The sequence below is a fragment of the Candidatus Symbiobacter mobilis CR genome (assembly GCF_000477435.1).
Classification (GTDB): Bacteria; Pseudomonadota; Gammaproteobacteria; order Burkholderiales; family Burkholderiaceae_C; genus Rhodoferax; species Rhodoferax mobilis.
Map to the genome: position 1 here is coordinate 2,554,899 of NC_022576.1, position 22,891 is coordinate 2,577,789.

12 protein-coding genes and 2 tRNA genes are annotated in these 22,891 nt (G+C 59.8%); 6 read left to right on the top strand and 8 right to left on the bottom strand.

Going from position 1 to position 22,891, the window contains the following annotated elements; all coding sequences use genetic code 11:
- Positions 1 to 70 precede the first annotated feature (70 nt).
- A tRNA-Leu gene (locus tag CENROD_RS10450) sits at positions 71 to 155 on the top strand.
- Positions 156 to 411: 256 nt separating this feature from the next.
- On the opposite strand, the gene CENROD_RS10455 is transcribed toward CENROD_RS10450, so the two are convergent.
- Together CENROD_RS10455 and CENROD_RS10460 are read right to left on the bottom strand one after the other, a co-directional pair.
- Positions 412 to 487 (bottom strand) — tRNA-Lys (locus CENROD_RS10455).
- 129 nt (positions 488 to 616) lie between these two features.
- Positions 617 to 1,594, bottom strand: coding sequence for a GMP reductase (locus CENROD_RS10460; protein ID WP_022775929.1), 978 nt, complete (start codon positions 1,592 to 1,594; stop codon positions 617 to 619).
- Between the two features lie 116 nt (positions 1,595 to 1,710).
- Between CENROD_RS10460 and CENROD_RS10465 the strand changes: the two genes are divergently transcribed.
- The gene (locus tag CENROD_RS10465; protein WP_081699958.1) at positions 1,711 to 3,999 is read left to right on the top strand and encodes an ATP-dependent helicase; all 2,289 of its coding nucleotides are present in this window, start codon (positions 1,711 to 1,713) and stop codon (positions 3,997 to 3,999) included.
- Positions 4,000 to 4,216: 217 nt separating this feature from the next.
- Here the strand turns inward: CENROD_RS10465 and CENROD_RS12675 are convergent, their stop codons facing one another.
- The 6 genes from CENROD_RS12675 to CENROD_RS10495 form a co-directional block, all read right to left on the bottom strand.
- Positions 4,217 to 7,849: a PAS domain S-box protein gene (locus CENROD_RS12675; RefSeq protein ID WP_187292299.1), complete on the bottom strand. Its 3,633-nt coding sequence runs from the start codon at positions 7,847 to 7,849 to the stop codon at positions 4,217 to 4,219.
- 170 nt (positions 7,850 to 8,019) lie between these two features.
- Complete coding sequence (locus tag CENROD_RS10475; protein ID WP_022775940.1) at positions 8,020 to 10,761, bottom strand: PAS domain S-box protein; 2,742 nt, start codon at positions 10,759 to 10,761, stop codon at positions 8,020 to 8,022.
- Positions 10,762 to 10,820: 59 nt separating this feature from the next.
- Positions 10,821 to 12,218 (bottom strand): oxygen-independent coproporphyrinogen III oxidase, encoded by a 1,398-nt coding sequence (hemN, locus tag CENROD_RS10480; RefSeq protein ID WP_022775944.1) that lies wholly within the window; start codon positions 12,216 to 12,218, stop codon positions 10,821 to 10,823.
- A 16-nt stretch (positions 12,219 to 12,234) separates the two neighbouring features.
- Positions 12,235 to 13,674 carry an FkbM family methyltransferase gene (locus CENROD_RS10485; protein WP_022775948.1) on the bottom strand — a complete coding sequence of 480 codons (1,440 nt, stop codon included), beginning with the start codon at positions 13,672 to 13,674 and terminating at the stop codon, positions 12,235 to 12,237.
- 2 nt (positions 13,675 to 13,676) lie between these two features.
- Positions 13,677 to 16,853, bottom strand: coding sequence for a coiled-coil domain-containing protein (locus CENROD_RS10490; protein WP_022775949.1), 3,177 nt, complete (start codon positions 16,851 to 16,853; stop codon positions 13,677 to 13,679).
- The gene (locus CENROD_RS10495) at positions 16,850 to 17,509 is read right to left on the bottom strand and encodes a hypothetical protein (RefSeq protein ID WP_022775953.1); all 660 of its coding nucleotides are present in this window, start codon (positions 17,507 to 17,509) and stop codon (positions 16,850 to 16,852) included. The genes CENROD_RS10490 and CENROD_RS10495 overlap by 4 nt, the downstream gene beginning before the upstream one ends.
- Before the next feature lie 152 nt (positions 17,510 to 17,661).
- Here CENROD_RS10495 and CENROD_RS10500 point away from each other — a divergent pair, with 152 nt between their 5' ends.
- The 4 genes from CENROD_RS10500 (at position 17,662) to gcvP (ending at position 22,867) form a co-directional block, all read left to right on the top strand.
- Positions 17,662 to 17,967, top strand: coding sequence for a helix-turn-helix domain-containing protein (locus CENROD_RS10500; RefSeq protein WP_041194641.1), 306 nt, complete (start codon positions 17,662 to 17,664; stop codon positions 17,965 to 17,967).
- Between the two features lie 26 nt (positions 17,968 to 17,993).
- Positions 17,994 to 19,301: a type II toxin-antitoxin system HipA family toxin gene (locus CENROD_RS10505; protein WP_022775961.1), complete on the top strand. Its 1,308-nt coding sequence runs from the start codon at positions 17,994 to 17,996 to the stop codon at positions 19,299 to 19,301.
- 177 nt (positions 19,302 to 19,478) lie between these two features.
- Complete coding sequence (gene gcvH / locus CENROD_RS10510) at positions 19,479 to 19,853, top strand: glycine cleavage system protein GcvH (protein WP_022775965.1); 375 nt, start codon at positions 19,479 to 19,481, stop codon at positions 19,851 to 19,853.
- 5 nt (positions 19,854 to 19,858) lie between these two features.
- Positions 19,859 to 22,867, top strand: coding sequence for an aminomethyl-transferring glycine dehydrogenase (gcvP, locus tag CENROD_RS10515; RefSeq protein ID WP_022775969.1), 3,009 nt, complete (start codon positions 19,859 to 19,861; stop codon positions 22,865 to 22,867).
- The last annotated feature ends 24 nt before the right edge of the window (positions 22,868 to 22,891 follow it).

Here is a 22,891-nt window from a genome sequence, read left to right on the forward strand (position 1 = left end):
AGTCGGGGCGGAATGGAGAGAAGAATGGGGTGGAATAAAGCCTTTGATAGAATTTCCTTTGTTGCTCGGGGCCCAGGTGGCGGAATTGGTAGACGCACTAGTTTCAGGTACTAGCGAGTAACATCGTGGGGGTTCGAGTCCCTTCCTGGGCACCATAAAAATCAGCCAATTATTGAGCCGTGAGGGTTTTTGCTCTCACGGCTTATTTTTTTGTTGGCTGCGAATTCCTGCCTACTGGTGCAGGCCCCGCCCCGCCAGTTGGCACAGGCTTTTTTTCACGGGGAAAAACAACCGGGGGAAACAGCCTGGGTTTTTTGTGATAGGGCTGGTTTTGTATAGGAATCGCCACATGGCATTCGTGGTGATGATGCCTATTGCAATGCAGGCGTTGCATTGACCAAGCGGGTGGGCTGGTGGGTTCTGAGAGGCTCGAACTCTCGACCTACGGATTAAGAGTCCGCTGCTCTACCAACTGAGCTAAGAACCCCACGCTACCTCGCAATGCGAGACTAGCCAGAAATTCTAGCAAAGCGCTCCGAAACGGCCCCTTGGGGCATCCATGGCGGGAAAGACTTGTAACCCACCCATGCCCGCAGGGGGAACGGCCAACATCCTCTTACATCAGCAAATGCCGGCTGGCGTTTTGGCCGCCGAGGATGACGTAGTTGGCCTTGCGGATGTCCAGCAAGGTGCGGCCGCCGGCATAGCTGATGGCGCTTTGCAGGTCTTCTTCCATCTCCGACAGTGTGTCGGCCAGGTGCCCCTTGATCGGTTCGAGGATGCGTCGGCCTTCGACGTGGCGGCGTTCGCCTTTGTTGAAGTCGCTGGCGGAGCCGTAGTACTCCTTGTGCGCTACCCCGTCGACGTCTACTGTGCGCCCCGGCGATTCGTGGTGCCCAGCCAGTAACGAGCCGACCATCACCATGGATGCCCCGAAGCGGATCGACTTGGCGATGTCCCCGTGCCCACGGATGCCGCCGTCGGCAACGATGGGCTTGGTGGCCACCCGTGCGCACCATTTCACCGCGCTGAGCTGCCATCCACCTGTGCCAAAGCCTGTTTTGAGCCGGGTGATGCATACCTTGCCTGGCCCCACGCCGACCTTCGTGGCGTCCGCGCCCCAGGTTTCGAGGTCGATGACGGCTTCGGGCGTGGCGACGTTGCCAGCGATCAGAAATGTTCCCGGCAGGTGTTTGCGCAGGTGGTCGATCATCGACCGCACGCTGTCTGCATGGCCATGGGCGATGTCGATCGTCGTGTACTGCGGGATCAGCCCTTCTGCGGCGAGTTGCTCGACCGTCTGGCAGTCCGCAGGCTTGACCCCCAGCGAAATCGAGGCGTACAGCCCCAAGGAGTGCATGGTGCGAACGAAGGCGACGGTGTCGCAGTCGAAGCGATGCATCACGTAGAAATATCCCTGGTTGGCGAGCCAGATTGACAACCGTTCGTCGATTACCGTCTTCATGTTCGATGGGACGACGGGGATGCGAAAGCGCCGGGGGCCGAAGGCGATGCTTGCATCGCACTCGCTGCGGCTGTCCACACAGCATTTGCGTGGTAGCAGCAGGATGTTGTCGTAGTCAAAGATATCCATGTGCGCGGGGTGCAGGGCGGCCCCGGATGGGGTGCGCGGGCATTCTATCGGTGCGTTTTTCGGCGTTTTCCGGGGGCGTTTTCGGGGAAATGGGGGGCGATTTCTACAATCCTGTGATGCATACATCCCCTTTCGATCCCTCCGCTTTTCCCACTGCCACAGAGGGGGGGGAGCACCAGAGCAATCTGTCGGATTCCCCTCTGTTGGCCAATCTGAACGTCGAGCAGCTTGCTGCCGTGACGCTGCCCGCAGAGCATGCTTTGGTGCTGGCGGGAGCGGGGTCCGGCAAGACGCGAGTGCTGACGACGCGGATCGCCTGGCTGCTGCAAACGGGGCAAATTAGCTCCAGCGGCGTGCTTGCCGTTACCTTCACCAACAAGGCTGCGCGGGAAATGGTTGCGCGCCTATCGGCCATGCTCTCCTTGCGGGTGCAGGGGATGTGGATCGGCACGTTCCATGGGTTGTGCAACCGTTTTCTGCGTGCGCACCACACGTTGGCCCATTTGCCGGCGGGGTTCCAGGTGCTGGATGTGCAAGATCAGCTTTCCGCCATCAAACGGTTGTGCAAGCAGTTCGGTGTCGATACCGAGCGCTACGCTCCCAAGGTGCTGCAAGGCTTCATTTCCGCCAACAAGGAAGACGGGCTGCGCCCCGAGGCCGTCCCTGCGAAGGATCTGGATACCCGCAAGAAGCTGGAGGTCTACCGGCTCTATGAAGAGCAATGCCAACGCGAGGGAGTGGTCGACTTTGGCGAGCTGATTCTGCGCAGCTATGAGCTGTTGCGTGACCATGCGTCCGTGCGGGAACACTACCGCAGGCGCTTTGCCCACGTGCTCATCGACGAATTTCAGGATACGAACCGCTTGCAGTACGAGTGGATCAAGATGCTCGTCGGCGCGCCGGGAGGAGAGTCCAGTGGCGGATGCATCCTCGCCGTGGGGGACGACGACCAGAGCATCTATGCCTTTCGTGGCGCACGGGTGGGCAATATGTTCGACTTCGTTCGCGAATTTGGCGTGCAACACCATATCAAGCTCGAAGAAAACTACCGCAGCGGCAGCCATATCCTGGATTGCGCCAACGCGCTCATCGGCCACAACCGGGAGCGGCTAGGCAAGAACCTGCGCACGTCGCAGGGCACTGGCGAAATGGTGCGTGTTTTCGAGGCCACCCCTAATGGACAGCATTCCGGCGACTTCATCGAAGCTGCGTGGATCGTCGAGGAGATTCGCCATCTGGCCGACGGAGGCTGGCCCTTGCGGGAAATCGCTGTGCTCTACCGATCCAACGCGCAGAGCCGGGTGATCGAATCCGCGCTGGTGCAAGTGGGGATTTCCTATCGGGTGTATGGGGGGCTGCGCTTCTTCGACCGGGCCGAAATCAAGAACGCGCTGGCCTACCTGCGGCTGATCGAAAACCCGCACGACGACACGAGTTTTTTGCGCGTGGTGAACTTCCCCCCGCGCGGTATCGGGTTGCGTACCCTCGAACAATTGCAGGACGTGGCGCAGTCGCGTGGTTGCGCGCTCAGCGACGCTGCGTCGGCCCTTGATGGACGGCCCGGGCGCATCGTCCAGACCTTTGTCGATAGCCTGCACGAGATGCGTTCCACAGTCCAGGGGCTGCGTCTGGGGCAGGTGGTGGAACGGGTGCTCGACCGCAGCGGGGTGCTGGAGCACTACCGCAATGACCGCGAAGGCGCAGACCGCGTGGCGAATCTGGAGGAATTGGTACACGCTGCGGAAGGCTTTGCGGCGGCGGAAGGGCTGGATCCCATCGTGCATACCGACCTAAGCAGCGAGGAACCGTCGGTGCTTGCGCTTTTTCTGACGCAAGCTGCGTTGGAAGCCGGGGACAACACCGCGCAGTCCGCGCAGGAAGGGGTGCAGTTGATGACGGTGCATTCCAGCAAGGGGCTGGAATTTGATGCCGTATTCCTGACTGGGCTGGAGGAAGGGCTGTTCCCCCACGACAACGCGCTGTCCGACCGCGCTGGGCTGGAAGAAGAACGGCGCCTGATGTACGTGGCGATCACCCGCGCCCGTTCCCGCCTGGTGCTGAGCCACGCGCAAACGCGGATGCTCCATGGGCAGACGCGCTACAACCTGCGCAGCCGTTTTCTGGATGAGCTACCCGAACACGCGGTGCGCTGGATCACTGCGCGCAAGGCTGCCTCGCCGTCGGCGCCCATGGCTTCATCGCGCCAGCCTGTGGCACCCACGGCGCAACGGCCTGCGCAGGACGAGGCAGGGCTGCGCGTCGGGCAAAAGGTGTTCCATAACCACTTTGGCGAAGGCGAGGTACTGCGCCTCGACCCCCAAGCCGGGCACGCCCAGGTCTCGTTTACGCGCCACGGCGTCAAATGGCTGGCGCTTGCCATTGCCAAGCTCACGCCGGTGGATTGAGTCTTTCGCGCTTCGTGTTACGCGCTTTGCATTCCGAGCTATCGCAGGGCAGGGCGGCATCGCAACTTCCGTCGCTCCCCTCGCCCAGCGGGAGAGGGGCTGGGGGGTGAGGAAAACTGCCATGACTTTCCTGATGTAGGGCATCTGTGCAAAGTCATGGCATTGATGCAAAAACCTGGGTTATACAAAAAGGGCCATAGGATTTTTCCGGAACCCTTTAGTTGGATCGGGATATAGGAATCCACTTGTGCAAAGTCGATTGCAGTGCATCGACAGTGACGGGTTTGGTCAAAAAATCATCCATACCCACTGCTATGCAATGCTGACGATTTTCTTCGTACGCATCGGCTGTCACGGCAATGATAGATAGGCGTGGCAGGTTGTTGTCTCGTTCCCATTTGCGTATCAGTCGTGTGGCTTGGTATCCGTCCATATTGGGCATGTGCAAGTCCATCAAAATCGCATCGGGACGAACGCCTAGGGTGATGGTGTCCAGTGCTTGTTTGCCGTCGTGGGCATTCGTTACTTGGATACCTAGCGTCGTGAGCAAAGACTGGATGACCATGCGGTTGACCGGGTTGTCTTCGGCCACCAGGATTTGCCGTCCTGCCAACGATTCCGTTTTGGTGGCGGTGTCGGGGGCGCTGGTGGTTTGCCGCATCGCAGAACTGCTGTCGTTATTATTCCTGGCGAATAGTTTGGCTCGCAGACGAAACCAAAATCTGGAGCCTTGACCGACAACGCTTTCGACCCCTACATCCCCATCCATCATTTTTGCCAGACGATGAACGATCGACAGGCCCAGACCTGATCCGCCAAATTTTCTTGTGCTGGAATTGTCGGTTTGAGAAAACGGTTGAAATAGCAGACCGATGTTTTCTTGGGGGATTCCTATTCCTGTATCGTGAACAGAGAATTCCAATAGCGCAGAATCGCCATCTCGTTCCACTTCTGTTCCTATGATCTGAATTCCACCATGATTGGTGAATTTGATAGCATTTCCTAAAAGATTCGAAATCATTTGACGGATTCGCTGGATATCAGCGATGTATTTGCTTTCTTTTGTGCCTTGCCATTCATAGTGCAATGAAAGGCCCTTGGCCTGTGCTGCGCAAGAAAACAGCAATTGTGTTTCACGAAGAAGGGCATGGGGTTCCCATTCTTCACTATGTAGCTGTAGTATTCCTTCCTCGATTTTTGAGAGGTCGAGAATATCATTGAGCAGCGCCAACAAGTATTGGCCAGATTTCAATAGCGTTTCTGTGTATTCAATGCGATCACTATTTGTCAAGTTGGGCATCAACAAAAGCTGCGCCATACCTAATATGCCATTCATGGGGGTACGTAATTCATGTGACATCGTTGCCAGGAATCGGCTTTTGGCGACGCTGGCGGCTTCGGCGGCAATTTTGGCTTCTCTTAGATCGGCCTCAGTACGTTTCAAGGGGGTAATATCCACGAAGGCCCAGATCGTTGTAGTGTCGCTGGAGGGCAGACGCACGCCAGAAATATCAAACCATTTTAAGGAACCATCCTTGTGGCGCCATTGGTATTGGCTGTGGAAAACCTTGCCAGCCTGGATTTGAATATAGGCATTATGACCAAATTCTTCATAGGCAGCATCATCCGGATAGATGATGCGGGAAGATTGGTTGGCCAATTCATGGCATTCATAGCCGAGCATATTGGCAGCAGCAGGATTCACCCAATTGACGACGCGCTCGTGCATGATTGCAAAGCCCACGGCTTCGCTTTGCAAAATGGCATTCTGATCTGCCAGCAATTGGGATAATTTTGCTTCTGCGGACTTGCGTTCCGTAATGTCCTGCATGAAACCGAGGACTTTGCGTGCTATGCCTTGTTCGTCTGTGTCGATTTTTCCTATGACATGGATGATTTTGGAAGGCGATCCATCAATGGGGATAATGGTGTATTCGTCTTCATACGCTCCCCCCTGGCGGATGGCATCCGTGATATTTTGGAGCACACGCTCTTGCTCCGGAATGCAGGCGAGACACACATCCAGAGGGTAATCCTTTTCGTCTGGCGGATACCCGAATGTGGTAAGGCAATGGGACGATGCACTGATGCTTTGGGTATCCAGGTCATATTCCCACGAACCTGTACCGCCTAATTTTTGGGACGCGGCCATCAAACTTTCGCTATGCCGCAGTGCTTTTTCCTGTTCCTGAAGCAAATGTTGCGCTTGGATCCGCTCGCTGATATCGCGATGGGAGACGTATAGCACCAGATGACCATCCAAATCGACTGGTTGGCTACTGATTTCGACATCGTATATGCTGCCATCCTTACGACGGTGACGTGACTGCATTAGCGAGTGTGTTGGATTTTGCAACTGATGGCTGAAAGCCTCTATCAGTTCATCATGATTATGAAAACCACAATCCCAATGGGATGGGTTCATTCCAATCAACTCGTCACGCGAGTAGCCCAGCATGGTACAAAACGAGTCGCTGACTTCCATGACGTTGGCATATGCGTCCAAAATGGTAATGCCGTCGCTGGCATTGCGCAGTAGTGCCTTGTTTTTTTTGCTTTCTCTAAATAGCTTTTGTTCTGCCTGTTTCCGTTCTGTAATATCTATCCCGGTGACGGCGATGAAATACTTTGTACCTACCTGCACAGGCTGGATATTGAGCAGTACATCGATCTTTTTTCCGTCCGCTGTGGGGTGCATCACTTCAAAGCGAGAGTATGCTCCAGATTGGGCTGCCTCGATACCGGCTTTCAGACGGGCGCAATCTGCGGGTTCCGACCACCAGGGGCAATCCGGAAAATAGCGATTCGTGACTTTTTCTCGACTGCTTCCGATTACGGCCAAAGCTCTGTCATTGACCTCCAGCAAATGACCATCGCTGCTCAGAATTCCGGCCAATAAAGTAGATTGATCAAACAAGGCGCTAAACAGTGCCTGCCGGTATTCCAATTTTTCCGCAGCAATCTGCGCCAACTGGTTGCTTCGATGCTGACGGAAAAGAGCTATTCCGAAAGCCAGAAATAAAGGTATGACGAGTAAACCAATCCAGAACACCTCCCGCCGCCATGCCGCCAAATAATGGTCTTTGGCAAAAGCAACCTGCACATAAAACGGGAAGCGATCATCCAACCTGGAGAAACTGGCGATGCGTTGCACACCATCGGTGCTTGCCGTATATGCCAACGTGCCCTGCCGGGCGCCAGACGCAAGGAGACGGGAGATAGGATGGTTTGCGGGCAATGGCTGGTTGAAGTCTTTTTGGTCATAGCGCGGGATGCGTGCGATCAGTTTCCAGTCATCGACGCGCCGCAGCCCTATTCCGCCACCGGGGCCTACATCAATGCTGCGGAACAAATCCGAGAATGTATCGATATGAATCACAGCATGGACGGTGCCGAGGAATCGCCCTGCATCGTCACGGATGGACCGAGCCTGAATCACCGACCATTTGCCGGTGGAGCGTGATAAGAGTGGTTCTGAAAAGACAAGATGGATTGTTGGATTGTCACGCAGCGTGCGGAAATGGGGACGGTCGGCAACGCTATAAGGTATTACATTGGGTGTAGAAGCCATTTGCAGGGTTCCTTCGGCATCAAAGGCAAATAGTCCTGCCAGTTTTGGGAAGGTGGTCACCATCCGAATGAGGTGCTGTGTCTTCGCGGCAGCAACGGCGGCAGATCGACTGTGAAAAGGTTCCGACTGCACTTCATGCGTGATGAATGTGAGCATTCCATCGATACGGGAAAATTCGCTTGATAACCTCGATTCCATAACCCCAACCAAGTTGCGAGTCTCGCTTTCTGCAGCAACAATCGCATGCCGATAGCTGACTCGCAAGAAGTACCCAATCATGAGCAGGAGGCACATCAGTGCCGCCAAGACCAAAGTGACAGGAGTTACCACACGGGAAGTGGGAGAGTACCTTGGATGATGGGGTGTGTTCATAGAACTTATTATTTCTTTGTCTTCGTCAGAACTGGTTGAATTGTGTCAAAAAGTCTATGGGTTACCAGGGATGCAAGTTATAGCCATCGAACCAAAGCCGTTTGCAAATCATGGATCACAACAGGCTTGGTCAGGAAATCATCCATTCCTACTTGTAGGCAATGCTGATGGTCTTGTTCATACGCATCGGCTGTGAGGGCAATAATGGGGATGCGTGGCCGATTGTTGGTGGCCTCCCATTCGCGTATGCGTTCTGTGGCCAAGTAACCGTCCATGACCGGCATGTGTATGTCCATCAAGATCAGGTCATGGCAATCTCCGTTCATGATGGCATCGACCGCTTGCTGACCGTCATGCGCAACCGTGGCGTTCAGCCCCAGCTTGTCCAGAATGGACTCGATCACCATGCAATTGACGACATTGTCTTCCACTACCAGAATCTTCCGATTCGATAGTGCCGCAGTGATTTCTGCTTTGTCATACTTCTTGCGGTCGGCACAACGACTTTCGTGATTCTGGGAAACCAGTTCCGCCCGTACGCGAAACCAGAATATTGAGCCGTCGCCCATGGTGCTTTCCACGCCCACATCGCCGCCCATGCGTTGGGCCAACGTACGAACAATCGACAAACCTAGACCGGTTCCACCATATTGGCGCGTGGTGGAATTGTCTGTTTGTGAAAACGGCTGGAAAAGTACATTCATTTTTTCCGGGGGTATGCCAATGCCAGTGTCCCGGACTGCAAACTCCAGTATGACGGAATTGTGATTGCCTTCCCATTCCATTCCGTCAATATGGATACTGCCACTTTTTGTGAATTTGATCGCGTTGCCGATCAAGTTGGAGAGCATCTGACGTATCCTGTACGCATCGGCCTTGAAACGGCATCCGGGGGTGCCATGCCACTGATACTCCATCGTGAGTTTTTTTGCCTGCGCTGCGACGGCAAATAAATCGCAGGTTTCATGGAGCAGTGACGCAGGATCAAAAACGATGCTGTCGAGCTGCAATTTGCCGGCTTCGATTTTGGAAAGATCCAAAATATCATTCAGCAGTGTCAACAGGGTTTGGCCTGATACAAGAATGGTTCTGGCATATTCGCGTCGCTCTTCTTCGGTGTATTCAGACATCAATAGGAGCTGTGCCATCCCCAAAATGCCATTCATGGGCGTGCGAATCTCATGCGACATGGTGGCCAGAAATCTGCTTTTTGCCAGATTGGCGGCTTCTGCATTTTCTTTTTCCTGGGTCAGTTCCATTTCATAATTTTTCTGTATGGAAATATCGCGAATGACCGTGGACAAATACTGCGGATTGCCAAATTCATCGTGCTGCACGAACAACAATTGGTACACCGGTATTTCGTGGCCATCGCGATGCAGCAACACGGTTTCGCCCTGCCAACAGCCTTGACGCAACGCGGTGGGGACAATGTCCTCCATGATCTTCTTCATGATCCAAGGGGGACGGATATCCTGGCTAGATAGGGTTCTGACATTGATATCTTCAGGAAGTCCTACCAGCTTGAGGCCGGCTTTGTTCAAAAAAACAAACTTGTATTCTAAAGTCGCCATGCTAATGAATTCTGGCGCTTCTTCGACGATTTTGAGCAAATGGTCACGTTCTGTACGGGTTTGGGCGCGTTCGGTAATATCTTGCAAAGATCCAAACAGACGTTCGACCTGATTATTGGCATTGCGTCCCACGTGACCACGGGCCAAGCAAATCCGTTCCATGCCATCCTCGCGAATGGCGCGCAATTCCAGTTCGTACGGTGTGCCCTGGCTCAAGGCAATCTGCACGGCTTCTTGCAGTCGGTGTAGATCTGGCTGCGCATACAGTGTGGGATGTTCTGCAAAAGACGGCGCGCCACGGGATGGGTCACGTTGAAATATGCGGAACAATTCATCAGACCATGTTACGGTGTCTGTGGCAATATCCCATTCCCAACTGCCAATGTGCGCAATGCTCTCGGTTCGGGAAAGCATTGCCTGACTGGCTCGCAGTTGATCATCTACTCGTTTGTGTTCGGTGATATCCTCAAAAATGGTGGCAAAGCAATCTGGCCCAAATGCAAATGCCTTGATCTGAAATATCCGCTGCAATGGCAAGAATTGTTTTTCAAACTTGATGGATTCATGGGTTAGAACTGTTTTTGTGTAGATGTCTAGAAAAGGGGCTACACCGGTTCCATAGGCTTGCGATGCACGCTGACCCACAACCGTTTCCCGTGGCATTCCAGTTTGACGCTCAAAAGCCGGATTGACTTCCAGGATGGTGTAGTCGATAGCCTGCCCGTTGGCGTCATAGACAAGCCGATGCAATGCCACGCCTTCAGACATGGAAGAAAATAGGGATTGAAATCGTGTTTCGCTTTCCTGTGTATTTTTGTTGGCCAGTGTCAGTTTGGTGATGTCTTCAAATAACGCATACACACCACTGAGGCGAGCATTGGTATCGTCGATGATGGGGAATGCGCGAATGTTGATCCAGGTTTGTGCTTCTATCTTGGGGTTGAAAACACCCATCACCACATCAAGCACAGGTTTTTGCGTTCTCAAGGCAACCATGGCAGGGTGCTCTTCCCCCGGAAACGGAGAGCCATCTTCATGGGTAGCCTTCCAGCGTGGGTCTATGGAGTTCACCCCACGCATTTGATCCAGGGTCAAGCCGAGGATGTGCTGGGCCGCAGGATTGGCGGACACGATGGTGCCGTCCATATCCTGCAAGACGACACCCAGGGTCAGGGAATCAAGCAGCTTTCGACAATGGCAAGTCCTGTTTCCTTGGAGAGGTGAATCGTTGATATCGATATTCATATTTATTCCCAAGGGTGTGGTTTTTCACTTTGCTAGTGCCGTATCGATAGCCCCTTGCGCTACAAAATGCGCGAAAACCGTCCCACTGTTCCCTGGGCGGCCAGGTGGCGGTCGAAGACCATGGCAATGGCGCGCAGAAAGAAGCTGCCAGTGTCCGTGGCGATCAATGCGTCGTCGTCGATTCGCACCAGACCTTCTTCGCTGGCGGTGCGCAGCAGGTCGATTTCGCGTGCGAAGTCGCGACGGAAGTCGACGAGGTGCGCGGCCTCGATCTCCGCAAAGTCCACGCGCCCTTGGCACATCCACGCCATGATGATGGCCCGGCGGACAAGGTCGTCCCGCGTTAGCGCCACGCCGCGCACTACGGCGAATTCGCCGTTCGTCACGCGCCCGGCGTATTCCTCGATCGTCTTGGCGTTTTGGCTGTACGTGATGCCGACTTTGGAGATGGCGGACACCCCCAGCCCGATCAGATCGCAGTCGGGGTGCGTGCTGTAGCCCTGAAAGTTCCGCTGCAAGCGGCCTTCGCGTTGGGCAACGGCCAGCGCGTCGCCGGGCAGGGCGAAATGATCCATGCCGATGTACTGGTACCCCGCGCCGGTGAGCAGGGACATCGACAGTGCAAGTAGCGAGACCTTGGTCGTTGCATCGGGCAGCGCCGATTCGTCGATCCGGCGCTGGGAAGGGAAGCGCTGCGGCAGGTGCGCGTAGGCGTAGACCGCCACCCGATCCGGGCGCAGGCGAACGAGGTGCTCCAGCGTATGGGCAAAGGATTCCGTCGTTTGCAGCGGTAGGCCGTAAATCAGGTCGATGTTGACCGATGCGAAATCCAGATCGCGTGCGGCTTGCATCAGCGTATCGACCTGCGCGGGATCCGTCGTGCGGTGTACGGCTTGCTGCACTGCGGGGGCAAAGTCTTGCACGCCAAAGCTGATGCGATCAAAGCCCAGTTCCCGCAGTACGCGCAGCCGCGCGGCATCGACGGCGCGGGGGTCCAGTTCGATGGCGCATTCGCAGCCGGGCTGCACGTCGAAGTGCTCGCGCAGCATCTCCATGAGTGTGCCGAGCTGGGCATCGTGCAGAAAAGACGGCGAGCCCCCGCCCAGGTGCAACTGGCGTACCGGCCAGCGCCCACCCAGGGTCGCGGCGTGCAGGGCCATTTCTTCGCGCAGCCGTTGCAGGTAGTCGTCGACCACGTCGTGGTGGCGGGTGACGATCTTGTTACACGCGCAGAAGTAGCACAGCGATTGGCAGAAAGGCAGATGCACGTACAGCGATAGCGGGCGGCGTTCCGGTTGCGGTGCGTCCGCCAGCCGCAGCAGCGCGCCACGGTAGTCCTGCGCGGTAAAGGTATCGCTGAACCGATCCGCCGTGGGGTACGAGGTGTACCGGGGCCCGGTCACGTCGTAGCGGCGCAGCAGGGCTTCCCATTGCGGACCGGTGAGCTGGGGAACCATGGCGTGCCCCTGTGCCCTACAAGCCTGTGTCCCGCAGCAGCAAGTCTTTGATCAACTCGATCTGCGCTTCGGCCTTGAGCAGTTCTTCCTGCAACTGTTGCTGGCGCAAGTGGCTTTCCTGCTGTTGCGCCTGGTTTTGGCGGTGGCGTTCCTCGCACGCTTCCCATTGGTGTTGCAAGGCATCCATCTTGTTCTGGTATTCCTGCGCAAGCCGGGTTTGTTCGTCGCGCTGCGCAGCGAGCGAGGCGACTTTGGCCGATAACGATTCTTGCGTGCGGCCTGCTTCCTGCGCTTGGGATTCGAGCCGCTTGGCAAGCTGGGCGTGGGTCTGAGACAGTTCGGCGTTTTCCGCGACGAGCCGCATGCGGTTGGCTCCCGCTTCTTCGAGCTGTGTGCGTAGCCCGGCGACGATGGTGTCTTCCTCGGTGCAGAGCCGCGTTTGTTCTTCCAGCGACTTTTGCAATGCGGCACGCTGCGCAAGCAGGGCGGTGTTTTCGCGTGTCAGGGCCTCAATCCTCCGGGCAATGTCTTGGGGAACGGGGCTGGATGGGGTGTCGGAGGGGGCTGGGGATGCTGGTACGGCGGGTGATTCCGAGGACGCGGCTGCTGGGGCTGCTGGGGCTGCTATGGGGGCTGTTGCCTGGCCTGCGATGGCAGCACTGGGGGCTGCGGGTTGCGGTGCTGCGCGGACGAACACGGCATGGCCCATGCGCGGATGCGCGCCGGGGATGATGGCCGCCAGCACCAGCCCCCGTTCCGCCAGGGCTGCGCGCACGGGGGCAAGTCTTGCGCCGTGCAGGGGGTCGGATTCCGCCACGTCGACTTCGCACCAGCGTGCGCATACCAGGGTGGTGTGTCGCAGCGTCTCCCCGGCGCCGAGCAGGATGTCCAGCGCGGGCAGGCAGTCGAGCAGCAGCCAGCCGCTCGGCAGGGTAGCGGGGGAACACTCCGGCGCGCCCAGCGTTTGCTGCAACACGGCGTCGAGGGGTTGCGTTGAATGCGTGCGCGAATGCTTGGTGCGCACGTGCGACCAGATGGGAGTCAGCCGTTGCGGGGGGAGTAGCCCGTCTGCTTCGGGAATGCTTGCGGTGTAAAACGACGCTTCACACGCCGTTTGCGAAAGCGTTGCGCAAACCACGTGCTGCTGCTGCGCCAGCGCGGGCAGATGCGCCCAAGCCATGCGTTGCGCGTCGGCATCGATCCACACCCCGCAAGGCACGTGCCAGTGTTTCCAGACATGTACGTCCCCATGCCCCGCCCCGGCGCCGACATGCACTACGCGGTGCGGCGGATAGGGCACGCGCAAGGCACCCAGCACGCTGGCCAGCGGCCCCGTGGGGAAATCGCCGGGGGGCAGGGAGAACACGGCATCGCGGCTTTCGCTTCTCCTGCGGGTTGTGGGGGAGTCTTCGATAGGTGGGGCAGACAGGGCATCTGCCGTGGGACGATCAGCCATGATCAGCCTCCCTTCTTGGTGCGTGGAGCGCGTGCGGCAGGCACAGGCGTTGGGGCTGCGGGCGCCGTGCTGCTGCGGGGACGGCGTACCGGTGCAGTGGGCATAGCGGTAGGCGCAGTGGGAACCGTTGCTGCGTGGGGCTTGGTGGTAGGGGTGGTCGAGGTAGCCACCTTACGGGGACGGCGGATTCGCGCTGCCGGGGGCGCATCCTCGGCAATCGGGGTGGGCGCTGCCACCGTACCCGACAGCGGCGCCGAAGCAGTAGGCTGGGGAGCAGTGGATGCGGGCGGAGCGGAAGGGGCGGAAGGAGTGGGAGGAGAAGGCGCGAGAGCAGGAGGAACCGGAGCCGCCGCAGCGGGTTCAGGCGCCGGGGCAGGCTGGTGTTGGGCCCATTTGCGCAGGGCGTTGGCCCAGTCGATCCAGTCCTTCCACGGGGTGGATGCCTGCACTTTCTGCGCTTGCAGCGCGACGAACACCACCGTAAGCTGCGCGACGAGCGCAACGACGAAATGCCGGTCGGCCTTGGGCAGCGCGGCAAAGTGCTCTGCGTCCCACCCCGTGGGTGCCAGACGCAGCGCCATCACGGGTTCCCCCGCCGTGTTGGGGACGTTCGAGGTCCATCCCTCGAACGGTGCGCCCAGGGTCGATTGCGCAAAGATCAGATGCGCGCTGTCCAGCACCCCTGTAGCAAGGCGATTGGCCTGTACCTGGAACTCGAAGCTCTCGGCGCGGTGATGCAAAAAGTGCATGGGCCGCAGACGCAGCGCCAGCACGCAGCGTTGGGGGGTGGACGAATGCCCGACCAGCGACAGCGTATCGAAACGCACCAGGCCATGCATGCTGTGTAGCACTTGCAGCAGGCGCGCCAACCCTTCCCGCAGGGCGTGGATGCGTGCGGCGGGCAAGGTTTGGTCGGGGGCATCGAGCGCCTGGGTCAGCAACTTGGGTACGGCCAAGCAGAAGTCCCAGTCGCTTGCAGAAAGGTGCAGCAGGTGCGCGGCGCGTAGCTTGGCCGCGTGGCCTTCGCCGCGAACGGGCAGCACTGTGAGCTGCGGTTCTTCCCGCGCGCTGAGCGGCCAGTGCAGCAGCGGCCCCCCTTCGTGCGCAAGAACCAGCCCTGCTACCCCCTGCTCGACGACGGTGGATAGGCGCAGTGAGTCAAAGGTACGTTCCCCCACGCTGGCTTGGTGGAACGTCCAGTCCACGCGGGCATCGGGGCTGTCGTGCTCGGCGTGCTCGGAACGTTCGGCGTACACCCAGTCGGGGTGCGGGCGCATGACCCGCGTCCAGTGGGCGGTCAACCGATCCAGCTCTTCCCTGGCGCTACGGTGGCGCAGGTAGTAGCGCTCCAGCTCTTCCTGCACCAGGTGTAGTTGGCGAATGATTTCGTCGTTTTCCTTTTGGATTTCGGTCAGCTTGGCTTGGGTATCGGTCTGCGCATGGCGGGCTTGGTCAAGTTGGTCGGCCAACCGGGTTTTTTCCTGGGCGGCTGCGGCGTGGTCTGCGCGGAGCTTTTGCAATTCCTGGGTTGCGCTGGCCTGTTGGGCTTGCAGTGCAGCCTTGTCTTGGGCATGGGCTTTGGTCAGTGCCTCGCACTGCTTGGCGCTGGCTTGCTGCTGGTGGGTAATTTCCGTGATGCGTTTTTCCAGCGCTTGCACTTGGCGGGTTCGTTCGTCCAAAGCCTGTTTGCTGTGCTCGGCTTGGGCTGCGTACTGCGCCACGGCTTCGGCGCGGGCGCGGGTTTCCGTATCCAGCCGCTGTTGCAGCTCCTGAATACGGTGTGCTTGTTCCTCCAACTCCTGGTTTTGCCGGATAGTCAGGGTTTGGTGCAGTGCAAAAGCCTCTGCCTGGGCGCGGGCCGCTCCGTCGATGTGGTTGTCCATCAGCTTGATCTTGCGGTCGCGTTCTTCCAGGGCGCGGGCGCTTTGTTCCGCCAAGGCTGCGTACTGCGCCACGGCTTCGGCGCGGGCGCGGGTTTCTTCTTCCAGCCGCAATTCCAGCGCGTGGATGTGGCGGGACTTTTCTTCGAGCGCGCGGGAAAGCTGGTGGAGCGCATCCCGCGCCGTGCCGGGCTGGTCGCCGCGCTGGCGTGCGTAATAGCGCTCCAGTTCCTCCTGGATGCCGTGGAGCTGTTCGAGGAGCAAGTCGTTTTCCTGTCGGGTCTCTTCAAGCTGCTGGCGCAACTGCCCCTGCTCCTGCGCGAGGGTGGCGCGGTCGGATTCGGCGGCCTGGCGCGTGCGCACTTCTGCGCTGAGGTGGACTTCGGCAGTCAGGATCTGCTTGGTTTTTTCCTCGACCAAGCGAGAGAGGCGTTGCACATCATCCTGGGCTTGGCGCAGTTGCGCGGCGCGTTGCTCGACTTGCGCGACGGCTTGCGCATAGTGGCGACCCCGTTCATCAAGCGTTCGGTAGCCTTGTAGCAAGGCCCCCATATCCGGCGCGGGCTGATCCAGCGGGCTGGTAGCGACATCCGGGCCATCCATGCCATCCAGCGGTTCGGCGTTGCCTTCGATTTCGTGTTCCAGCTCCTCATGCTGCGGGTGCTGCGCGGCAATGTGGGCGCAGAGGTGGTGTAGCACGGGGTTGGTGGGGGTAGCCAGACTGGCGGAAGTGGTGGACGCATCCAGCGCCAGCCCCCAGCGGCGCTGTACCTCTGCCATCAGCGCGTGGGGGTGTGACAGGGCGTGATCCGCCCACAGCAGGATGCTGCGATCCGGGTGGCGCAGATGAAAGCGCAGCATCGCCTGATGGCGGTGATGCCACGTCGCCAAGGCTGCTGCGGCATCTTGCCCCGCAGGGCCATCGACCGTCATCGCTTCGAGCGCCTGCGCACGGGTTTGGCACAGCAGGACGAAGCAAATGCCCGTATCCAGCCCTGCCCAGAATTCCAGCGTTTCGACATTGCGCACGTCGGCCCAGCCCCAGAGGGGGGTGTCGAGGTTCGCAAGCATCAGGTCGACGGCCAATTGCTCCCACAAACGGCTCGGCGTGGCGCCGGGGTGCTCGTCCTCCGATTCCGGCGCGGGGTGGGCGGCGCAGACGCGGTCGAGCCAGGTGGCGAAGGTCACGTTGGCGTCGCGTTGCAGGGGTTGCGGCGGCGCCATGCCTGCGCGGGCGAAGCTGTCGAAGAGGGAAGCGAGATCGTGCGGGCGATTGCCTGCGATGCAGAGAGTGGTCATTGAAAAAGCTCCAGGCAGTCCGGCTGGGCCACGTGGGCGCGCAGCCAGCCCGTTTTGCGTTGTGCGTAAAGCAGTTTATCGAAGGGGTTGACGGGGCGTGGGCGGGTTTCCTTGTCCCAATCGACCTCGATCAAGACGGCGTGGGGGTCATGGCAATACTGCCCGTTGCCCATGGCCAGCATCGTCAATTCCGTGTCAGCGTAGTGCTGGGTATAGCCGGGGAAGAACAGGTCGCCGTCGTAGTGCTGGTCGAGCCAGACACGCCGCCCCAGCCCGAAGGATGCGAGCAAACCGGCCCATTTGCCGTCGTTGAAGCCGAAGAACCCTTTGTTCCGCTGCGTCAGCGCCTGCTGGGCCAAGGCCAGCCACCGCCTGCCCGCAAAAGCATCCTGCGCGGTGTAGCCAAAAAAGGTGCTGCAAGTAGCCCGATAAGCGCGGTTGGCCAGCTCGATAAAGCCTTCGCGTTCGTCATCGAGGACGACCAGCACCAGGGCATCTTCCACCCCCGCACGGCCGGACATCTGCTTTGCGGCACGCAGCGCCATGGCCTCGTCTGTGCTGGGCATCACGAGGATGGCCCCGGCCTGGCGCGTGGAATCAGGCAGGGCGTTGTGAGCGTCGGCCAGTTCCCGGGAATGCAGTACGTTCCAGCGCATGGGGTACCCAAAAAGGAGGATTGTCGTTCGTGCGATGGCTCTGGACAATGCCCAGCCCGGTAGTGCCGACTGACAACATAATGGCCCCCATGGAATCCGCTACGCCAGACAAAGGCTCTCGTAAGAGCCGCAATCCCCCAAGACCCCTCCCTTTGCCAGCCCACAGGGCGCTGGCAAAGCTTGGGGGCGATTTGCGCCGTGCGCGGCTGCGTCGTCGGTGGACGCAGCAGAGTTTGGCGGAACGTGCGGGGGTGAGCCTCAACACCGTCAAGCGGATGGAATCGGGGGATCCTCGTATGCAATGGCAAATGTTGGCGCGGGTGTTGGTCGTGTACGGGGACATCGACAAGCTCCACGACTTGCTCGATACGGGTAATGACGATATAGGCCTGGCGTTACTTGACGAGCAACTGCCTCGCCGCATACGCCCACGCAAAAACAGCCCGAATGCGTTTTGATGGTTAGCTGTGTTCTGCTTTCTGCTATGTCCGCCCACCACGCTATCGCACGTACCGTCTTGCAAACTGTTGTGCAAGTTCACCTGGGGACGGAAGGCATCCTCGTCGGTCAGTTGACTTTCGTGCAGCAGGGTAGGCGGGAGTTTTCGCAGTTCGCATACGCGCCAACGTGGTTGGCCCATCCTCATCGGTTTGAAATCTCCCCGGACCTGCCGTTGCAGGAGGGATACCAGGTACACAAGGCACCGACACCCGATGATTCCGTCTTCCCCTTTGCACTGGCCGATACCGCGCCCGACGCTTGGGGGCGGCGGGTCATTGACCGTGCGCACGCCAAAGCGCGCCGCGCCAACCCACAGCTTGCCCCGCCGACTGCCTTCGACTATCTGTGCGCTGTCGAAGACAGCAGCCGCGTTGGGGCCTTGCGTTTGTTTCAGGATGGACAGTACCTGCAAACCGTCCAAGCAGGCGGACGCTCGACACCACCGTTCATCGAGCTGGAACGCCTGTACACGGCAACCCGCGCCGTGGAGACAGGGCGAGACACCGCCGAAGATTTGGCCTATTTGCAGGGCAAGGGAACGTCGTTGGGGGGAATGCGTCCCAAATGCACAGTCCTGGACGAAGAAGGCCAACTCTGCATCGGCAAGTTCCCCAGCGTGCAGGACAGGATCAGCGTGCCGCGTGCCGAAGTGCTGGCGCTACGCCTGGCAGACCTGGCTGGCATCCGCACGGCTCCAGCACGCTGCGTCTTGCTGCAGGGTACGCCTGCCGCGCTGATCCGTCGCTTCGACCGCACCGCGCAACAGCAGCGCATTCCCTACTTGTCTGCTGCGTCGATGTTGCAGGCATCCCGCAACGAAGATCGCGCCTATTCCGAGCTTGTCGACGTGATGCGCCAGCGTTGTGCAGCGCCTGCTGACGACGTGCGCGAGCTATGGCGCCGACTGCTCTTCAATCTGCTGATCACCAACACCGACGACCACCTGCAAAACCTGGGTTTTCTGTACGACGGCGCAGGGCATTGGCGACTGGCTCCCGCTTTCGATCTGAACCCGATGCCTGGCAGACTGCGCGAATCCAAGACTTGGTTGAGCGAAGACACCGGCCCCATCGACTCCGTCGTCTTGTTGATCGAGCGCTGCGCACATTTCGATCTGCGACGCGACGAAGCCTTGCACACGTTGGCAGAGGTACACGGTGCCGTTGCCCGATGGAGGCAGGTAGGGAGATCGCCAGACATCGGCCTGACCCATGCGGAACTCGATGATCTGATCGAGGCGTTTGAACACGACCAGACACGTGTTGCGGCAGCCTTACTACACCAAGGCTAATCTCCTCCCCACATTTTGTGCCCATCACCCTGTTGCGGTGCCATGCTTGGCAACGGTGCGCAGTACAGTGCCGTTGTGAGACGGTGACGCTGCGCAATGGTTCCTGGAGGGGGACATGCCGGTTTTGCCCCCCCGCTGTCCGCGCAGCATGGGGTTGATTTTTTCTACGGAGTTTTCATGGACATACGCTTTACCCCCGACCACGAATGGATTCGCCGCGATGGCGATATCGGCACTGTCGGTATCACCCACCATGCCCAAGAAACGCTGGGCGATGTGGTGTTCGTAGACCTTCCCCATGTCGGCATGGCCTACACCCAGCGCAGTCCTGCCGCCGTGGTCGAGTCGGTCAAGGCCGCTGCGGACGTGTACATGCCTGTTGCCGGCACGGTCATCGAAGTCAATGAAGCGCTGCGCGACGATCCCTCGCTGGTCAACGCCGACCCGCAGGGCGCAGGATGGTTCTTCCGCCTGCGCATCGCCGACACCGCGCAGTTCGACGCCTTGCTCGACGCCGCAGCCTACGACGCCCACTCCCAACATCAGGGATGAGCGCCATGGTTGACCCGGTTCATGCAGACTGTTCCGCATCGTCCACTGCCTTTCTGGAACGCCATCTGGGTAATACCGACGGCATTCCCGACGTCGAAACGATGCTCCGCGCCGTGGGGGCTGCGTCGCTCGACGCGCTGATCGACGAGGCGCTGGCGCCCGGTATCGCCCGCAGCCAAGATATGGCGTTGCCCCCTGCGGTGGACGAAGACGCCGCGCTGGCCGAACTCCGCGCCATCGCCAGTGAAAACCGCGTCTGCAAAAGCTACATCGGCCAGGGGTACTACGGCACCCGCACCCCCGCCGTGCTGCTGCGCAATGTGCTGGAAAACCCTGCCTGGTACACCGCGTACACCCCGTACCAGGCCGAAATCAGCCAGGGGCGGCTCGAAGCGTTGATGTGGTTCCAGACCCTCGTTGCCGAGCTGACCGCGCTGGACGTGGCCAATGCATCGATGCTCGACGAAGCCACTGCTGCGGCAGAAGCAATGGCGATGGCGTTCCGGCTGCGGCGCACGGCGGGAACGACTTTCCTCGTCGATGCGGAAACCTTCCCGCAGACCATCGCCGTGCTACGTACCCGTGCGGAGCCTTTGGGCATTGCGCTGCGTGTCTGCTCCATCGAAGCGATGGGGAATGGCGATGCGATGGCGCACGGCGATACGACGCAAGTACCCGATGCCGCCCATGCTGCTGGTGTCCCCGTTACTCCCGATGTTCCCGTTGCCCCTGATGTCCCTTTTGGCGCCCTATTGCAATACCCTGGCGCCAGCGGAATCGTCCGCGATGACCGCGATGGCATTGCCGCACTGCATGCACGCGGGGTGCTCGTCATCGTCGCTGCGGACATTCTGGCGCTGGCGCTGCTGACCCCGCCCGGAGAACTCGGCGCGGACATCGCCATCGGGAGCACCCAGCGGTTGGGGCTGCCCATGGGCAACGGTGGGCCTCATGCCGCATACATGGCGTGTCGCAAGGAGCTGATGCGGGCCTTGCCCGGCAGGATCGTCGGCGCAAGCGTGGATACGCACGGCCAGATTGCGTACCGGCTGGCGTTGCAGACGCGCGAGCAGCACATTCGCCGCGACAAGGCGACGTCGAACGTATGCACTGCGCAGGCATTGCCCGCCATCGTCGCTGCGATGTATGCCGTCTACCACGGCCCCGAGGGCTTGCGGCGCATTGCCAGCGCCATTGCCCGGCGCACTGCGGTGCTGGCCCAGGGCTTGCGCGAACTGGGGCAAACCGTGGTGCATGCCAGTGCCTTCGACACGATCACTATCGATGTGGGCAGTGCGTCGTCATCAATCGTCGAACGTGCGCTGGCTGCGGGGGTCAATCTGGGCGTGCCCACCATGCCCGACGTGCATGACGTGCATGACGTGCCTGGCACCCTCGCAATGCCCGGTTTGCTGCGCATTGCCCTCGACGAAACGACGACCGATGCCGACGTCGAAGCGCTATGGGCTTTGTTCGCCCCCTTGACTGCGCCTGATGCGTTCCGCTACGCCGATGTCGCCCAGCGCGCCTCCACGCTGCTGCCCGCTGCGCTGGAACGGCACAGCAGCTTTTTGCAGCACCCGGTTTTTCACCGCCACCATAGCGAAACCGCGATGCTGCGGTTGCTGCGCCGCTTGTCCGACCGCGATCTGGCGCTTGATCGGACGATGATCCCGCTGGGCAGTTGCACGATGAAGCTCAACGCCACCAGCGCGATGCTGCCGATGACGTGGCCGGAGTTTGCCGACATCCACCCTTTTGCCCCGGCGGCGCAGCGGCAGGGCTACGCAAGGCTTGCCCAGCAACTGGGGCAATGGTTGTGCGCGGCGACGGGCTACGCAGGGGTGAGCCTGCAACCCAATGCGGGCAGCCAGGGTGAATACGCGGGGCTGCTCGTCATCCGTGCCTGGCAACGCGCCCAGGGGCAAGGGCACCGCAACGTCTGCCTGATCCCCGCGAGCGCCCACGGGACGAACCCTGCCAGCGCGGCATTGGCCGGGATGCAGGTGGTGCCGGTGGCCTGCGACGCGCAAGGCAATGTCGATCTCGACGACGTGCGTGCCCAGTGCGCCCGGCACGCCGACCGGCTGGCCGCGATGATGCTGACGTACCCCAGCACGCATGGGGTGTTTGAGGACGGCATCCGCACGATCTGCGCCCTCGTACATCAGCATGGAGGACGGGTGTATATCGACGGCGCCAACATGAACGCAATGCTGGGCTTGTGCGCCCCTGGGGAATTCGGTGGGGACGTGAGCCACCTCAATCTGCACAAGACCTTCGCCATTCCCCATGGTGGTGGCGGGCCTGGGGTGGGGCCGGTATGCGTGGCGCAGGATCTGCTGCCCTTTCTGCCGGGCGAACCTGGGGGCATCGGCCCCGTCAGCGCAGCGCCGCTGGGCAATGCATCCGTGCTGCCGATCAGTTGGATGTACTGCCGCATGATGGGAGCGCGGGGCCTGCGCGAGGCTTCGCGGATGGCGATCCTGCACGCCAACTACCTGAGCGTGCGGCTGCGCGCCCACTATCCCACGCTGTACACCCGCGCCCCGGTGGGGGGCAAACCCGGTCGCGTCGCGCATGAATGCATCCTGGACTTGCGCCCGCTGCGGGACGCTACGGGAATCACCGCCGAGGACGTGGCCAAGCGGTTGATGGACTACGGTTTTCACGCCCCGACGCTGAGCTTTCCCGTCCCCGGCACGCTGATGGTCGAACCCACCGAGAGCGAACCGATCGAGGAACTCGACCGCTTCATCGACGCGATGGTCGCGATTCGCGAGGAAATCGCCCACGTGGAGCGTGGCGAATGGCCCCGCGACGACAACCCCTTGCGCAACGCGCCGCACACCGCCCCAACCCTGCTGGCCGCATCATGGATGCATCCCTATTCCCGCGAACGTGCGGCAGCCCTGGGGCGCGACAAATACTGGCCCCCGGTGGGCAGGATCGATAACGCCCAAGGTGACCGCAAACCCCGCTGCACGTTGGGCGCGATGGGCGAGCCAGCGTAGCCCAGCCCCTACATGCCCCTACAG